At 61.3% G+C, this 4,409-nt stretch carries 3 protein-coding genes and 2 pseudogenes; 3 read left to right on the top strand and 2 right to left on the bottom strand.

Annotated elements, in window-relative coordinates; translation table 11 throughout:
* Window positions 1-79 precede the first annotated feature (79 nt).
* Together FY112_RS01350 and FY112_RS01345 are read right to left on the bottom strand one after the other, a co-directional pair.
* Window positions 80-602: pseudogene (locus FY112_RS01350) on the bottom strand (AAA family ATPase).
* Between the two features lie 110 nt (window positions 603-712).
* Complete coding sequence (locus FY112_RS01345) at window positions 713-2,725, bottom strand: BTAD domain-containing putative transcriptional regulator (RefSeq protein WP_151517449.1); 2,013 nt, start codon at window positions 2,723-2,725, stop codon at window positions 713-715.
* 176 nt (window positions 2,726-2,901) lie between these two features.
* Between FY112_RS01345 and FY112_RS38540 the strand changes: the two genes are divergently transcribed.
* From FY112_RS38540 to FY112_RS01330, 3 genes and pseudogenes are all read left to right on the top strand, one after another.
* Window positions 2,902-3,165, top strand: a complete 264-nt coding sequence (locus tag FY112_RS38540) for a DUF1127 domain-containing protein (protein ID WP_017961045.1) — start codon at window positions 2,902-2,904, stop codon at window positions 3,163-3,165.
* Window positions 3,166-3,321: 156 nt separating this feature from the next.
* A pseudogene (locus FY112_RS01335) lies at window positions 3,322-3,695 on the top strand (VOC family protein).
* A gap of 44 nt (window positions 3,696-3,739) precedes the next feature.
* The gene (locus FY112_RS01330; RefSeq protein WP_051077386.1) at window positions 3,740-4,222 is read left to right on the top strand and encodes a cupin domain-containing protein; all 483 of its coding nucleotides are present in this window, start codon (window positions 3,740-3,742) and stop codon (window positions 4,220-4,222) included.
* Window positions 4,223-4,409 lie beyond the last annotated feature (187 nt).

Raw genomic sequence — 4,409 nt, 5'->3', positions numbered from 1 at the left:
TCGGAGGGGGACGAACCGGGATCGGGTAAGAGGATCCCGGCGGTGTCTGCCGCTTGCGCGAAAAGCTGAAGGTCTTGCGTTATGACGCCAGGCGAAACGCGCCGCTGCGCATAGCCTCGATCACCGTGCGCAACGTGTCTTCCCTGTCGTGCCCCTTCGTCGAGACGACATGTTGCTCGAACGGGCCAAGTGACGAGAATTGCTGATGGAGCGCGGCAATAGGGCCGGGATCGGTCAGCGTGTCGCCGCCGCGCTCCCGGCAGCGCCGAATGGCGACATCGAGCGGCGGACGCAGGACTACGTAGTGGAGGGGTGCCGCGATTTTCGGGAACGGTTCCAGGAACCACGGCCCGACGATGCCGTCGACGACGACGAAATAGCCTGCCGCCGCCTTCGTCAACACGTCGACGACAACGACATTCTGTTCATGCGCTTCCGGCAGATAGGGCGGGATCACGCCGTTCTTGATGAAATGCCAGAAGTCGTCGGAATGAAGATGAACCTTCGGCGAGCCGGGCTCGCGGGGCGAGCGCCTCTGCCGTGGTAGTTTTCCCGGAGCCAGGCGGCCCGGTGAGAACGAGAACTTCACCCGTGTGATCCAATCGCGCGGCATTTTCGCACGAAGCAGCATCGTTTCGCAATTAGCCGATAGGGGGTCGGTAATAGCCCGGCCATGGTCCCTTTCGTTCTGAAGAAGCCGCTGAAACGGCAGCTACTCCGGCAGTCCCGCCATCCTGAGAGCCTCGATATATCGATGACGATCGTCCGGTCGCCGAAATGGCGGGAGCACGTCGGCGAGATTGGAAAGCCGGAGGGCGGGGTCCATCAGGCACAGGCGGGCGATCGTTTCGCGGGCTTGCACAAGCCGCCCGGCCATGGCCTGGCTCGCCCCCATCACGCGCATGGCGCTCGGGTAGTTCGGCTGGTGGTGTAGCGATTTTCCTGCCCAGGCGGCAGCATCGTCATAGTGGCCGGCGCAAAAATGCGCGAGACCGATGTTGAACTGCCAGGCAAACAGGCGCGGATCCAAAGGGCTGAGACGCATGGCAAGTGTAGCGTGTTCAACGGCCTTATCAGGTTCGCCCAAGCAGGCCTTCACCCAGCTGCTGACGCCGAGCGCAGCCGCCAGATTCGGGTTGAGGAAGAGTGCGCGATCAATGCAGGCCGCACTGTCATCGAGGTCGCCGCCGACATAACCGATAACATATCCGCCGTAGGTGAGCGCAACCGCATCGTCCCAGCCGAGTTCGACCGCTCTCCGGGCCAGCCGGGTCGCTTCGGCCGTCTCGTCTGCGGGATTGAGCATCCAGCCATTGCTCTTTCGTGTGGCGTAGCAGCGTGCCGCCCGGGCATGGGCTATGGCGAATTCCGGGTCACGCTCGATCGCCTCCCTGAAAAGCCGCAGGGCCTCGTCGATGACTGATCGGTTGGTGACCGTCCGGTCGAAGGCCGCCAGGCCGCGGAGATAGTAGTCGTAAGCGTCGAGGCTCTCGGTCGGCTTGCGTTTGGCACGCTCGATCTCAGCCTCCTCCACTTTCGGCGTTATGGCGCCGACGATGCTCGAGGCGACCTGATCCTGAAGATCAAAGACATTCGCCAGGGTTCCGTCAAAACGATCGGCCCAAAGATGTATACCGGTCGACGTGTCGATGAGCTGCCCGGCAATGCGCAGACGGTCACCGGTGCGGCGCACACTTCCTTCGACCACATAGCGTACGTCCAGCTCACGCCCGACCTGCTTTATATCGACCGCCTGACCTTTGTAGGTGAAGCTCGAATTCCGGGCGATGACGTAGAGATGGCGGAATTGAGCAAGCGCGATGGTGATGTCCTCGACGATGCCGTCGGCAAAATATTCCTGCTCCGCGTCGCCGCTCAAATTCTGAAATGGCAGGACCGCAACCGATGGCCGGTCGTGATGCTTCGCCGGGGCGGGGAAGACCTGCGGCTGCGCTCCGACGTCGGCGGCCGGTGCGCTCCGCGGATGTCCGGGTCCCTGCCGCGATTGCAACGAAGCTACCAGGGAGGACGTCTGTGCTTCTGGTTCAGCCTGAAGATGCTTCTTCAAGAGCGCCCGGCAGGCTTCGTACTGGCGCAGAGCCGCGTTTTCGTGGCCCCTCAGAGCGTGGATCTGCATCAGCGCCCGATGGGCGGCCTCCACGGTCGGGTCCGCAGCGAGCAGCCTCTCAGCCAGCCCTTCGCAGGCCGATTCTTCCGCGGAGCCCGGCTCGGAAAGCGCTTGGCTCAGCCGCTCCACCAGTTGCAGCGCCTTGCGTTGATATGTGCTCTGGTAAGGTCCAAACCACTCATCCAGTTCGTCCGGAATGGCCTCGCCTGCAAGCACCTCACCGCGGTAGAGATCGGCGGCGAAGGCGAGATCGGCGGTCCGGCCTGCCTCCAGTTTGCGGTCGAAGACCGAAATGTCCGCTTCATCCGGACCTGTTATCAGCGCGACGGTTTCCTGGTCCCCGTCGATGTAGACGGGGGCATCCCCGCCGGCCGGGAACGATCGCCTAATATCGACCAGCGCCTGGCGCAGGCTGTTGCGGGCCTGCCCATTGCTTCGTCCTGGCCAGAAGGCTTCGGAAAGCAGTTCCCTGCGATGGCCGCGGCCGCCTGCAAGCACCAGGGCAGCAAAAAGAAGTGACGTCTTGCGCGTGGTGAAGCGGATTTGCCGGTGCTCCCGGGACATCACTTCAAGGCCACCCAGCAACCTGATGCGCAAAGATCGTCTCCCAGATTTAGACCGCCACCGCAGAATAGCATTTCGGCAGATAGATTTAACACCGATTTAGCGGCGGCTTGTCGAGGTTTTCCTGGCCGTTCACGCTGAACCGAACAGCCGGAATACGCCCGCGTGTCAGGCTCCCACTTGCAAATCTCACAAATGGGAGACTGAAAATGGCTCACACGGAAACTCACATCGGCATCAGTGCGCGGAAAGGACAGTTGTTCGGGTTCAGGCCGAACAGCGTGGCAATCATCGTCGCTGCACTGAGGAAGTGGCAGCGGAGCGTCGCAAGACGGAAGGCATTGGCAGATCTGACGCCCGACCAGTTGAGGGACATCGGTTATCCCCGGGATGATATCGGCCATCCCCAAGTCAATCGACCTGTGCTCGAAGTCAAAGCAGGGCTGATGACGAAGTTGATGTCGATGCGATAGTCGGAATGTTCGACTGCGCGGACGTGTCGGCTGATGTCGAGCGGCCGGAAAAAGCTCATAGCGGCCGGCATTCGCAGTATATCCGGGGCTTCGTCTGTTTTTCCGCTGCCGGGATTCAACTATGATGAGACGCTGGAACGATAGGGAAGGCACGGCATGATCGATCATATCACAATGGCAGTAAGTGACCTTGATAAGAGCAAATTGTTCTACGAACGCGCTTTCGAACCCCTCGGTTATCGCCTCTCCTTCGGGAAGGAGGGCGTGTTCTGGGCCTTCGATGTCGGCGGCAGCCTGTTCGAGATCCAGGACACCGACGACAAGCCGCCTCTGACGCGTTTGCCTTCCGGGTTCGGAGCAGGGCGGAGGTCGAGGCGTTTTATCGGGCCGCGCTCGAAGCCGGCGCCCGGGACAACGGCGCGCCCGGCCCGCGGCCGGAATATGAAGAGAACTATTATGCCTGCTTCGTTCTCGACCCCGACGGATATAATATCGAAGCGATGCTCAATGAGCCGGTGCCGCAAGGGTGAGCGCAGCGCTCCGCCCAAAGAATGCAATCGAGGGGGAGGTGGATATGTCAAGTTTCAGGAATGCCGTCGTCTCTTTGCCCGGCAAGGAGCGCGTGGCGAAGACGCCCTTCGGCGCGAGGATCGTCATCCATGCCACGGCCGCCGAGACCGGCGGCGCGTTCGGGATGTGGGAAACCTTCACGCCGCCGGGTCATGGTCCGGCCCCGCACACGCACACCCGGGAGATCGAAGTCTTTCGGGTCATTCGCGGTCTCTATCGATTCCAATGCGGCAACGAGGCGTTCGACTCGCCTGTGGGAACCGTTGTCGTTCTGCCGCCACATGTACCGCATAGTTGGCGAAACATAGGCGACGAACCCGGCCAGATGTTCGGCACGGTCACGCCAGGCGGCTGCGAGCAATTGTTCATCGATATCGAGGCTTTTGGTGCCGATACGCCCGAGAAAATCGCGGTGATCGAAGCGCGACTGGGGATCATTAACGACATCACGCTGGCCTTGGGATTGACAGGCCCGCAACCGCGCTGACCGATCATCACGATGTCAATCGGGTCTGTCTATTGTCGGCGCGATCCCTTTCGCGGCACGGCACTCTCTCAAGAGTCCTGTCGCTTGGAAATATCCGTATGTCCTAACCGCGCTGCGTCCATGTCACCGACGCGCGCATATGGTCTTGAGGAGGCACATTTGATGCTTACGATTGGCTCGATTGTCT

It is taken from the genome of Rhizobium sp. PEPV16 (assembly GCF_008919455.1).
GTDB lineage: Bacteria > Pseudomonadota > Alphaproteobacteria > Rhizobiales > Rhizobiaceae > Rhizobium > Rhizobium leguminosarum_Q.
This window is presented reverse-complemented; position numbering and strand designations above follow the sequence as displayed.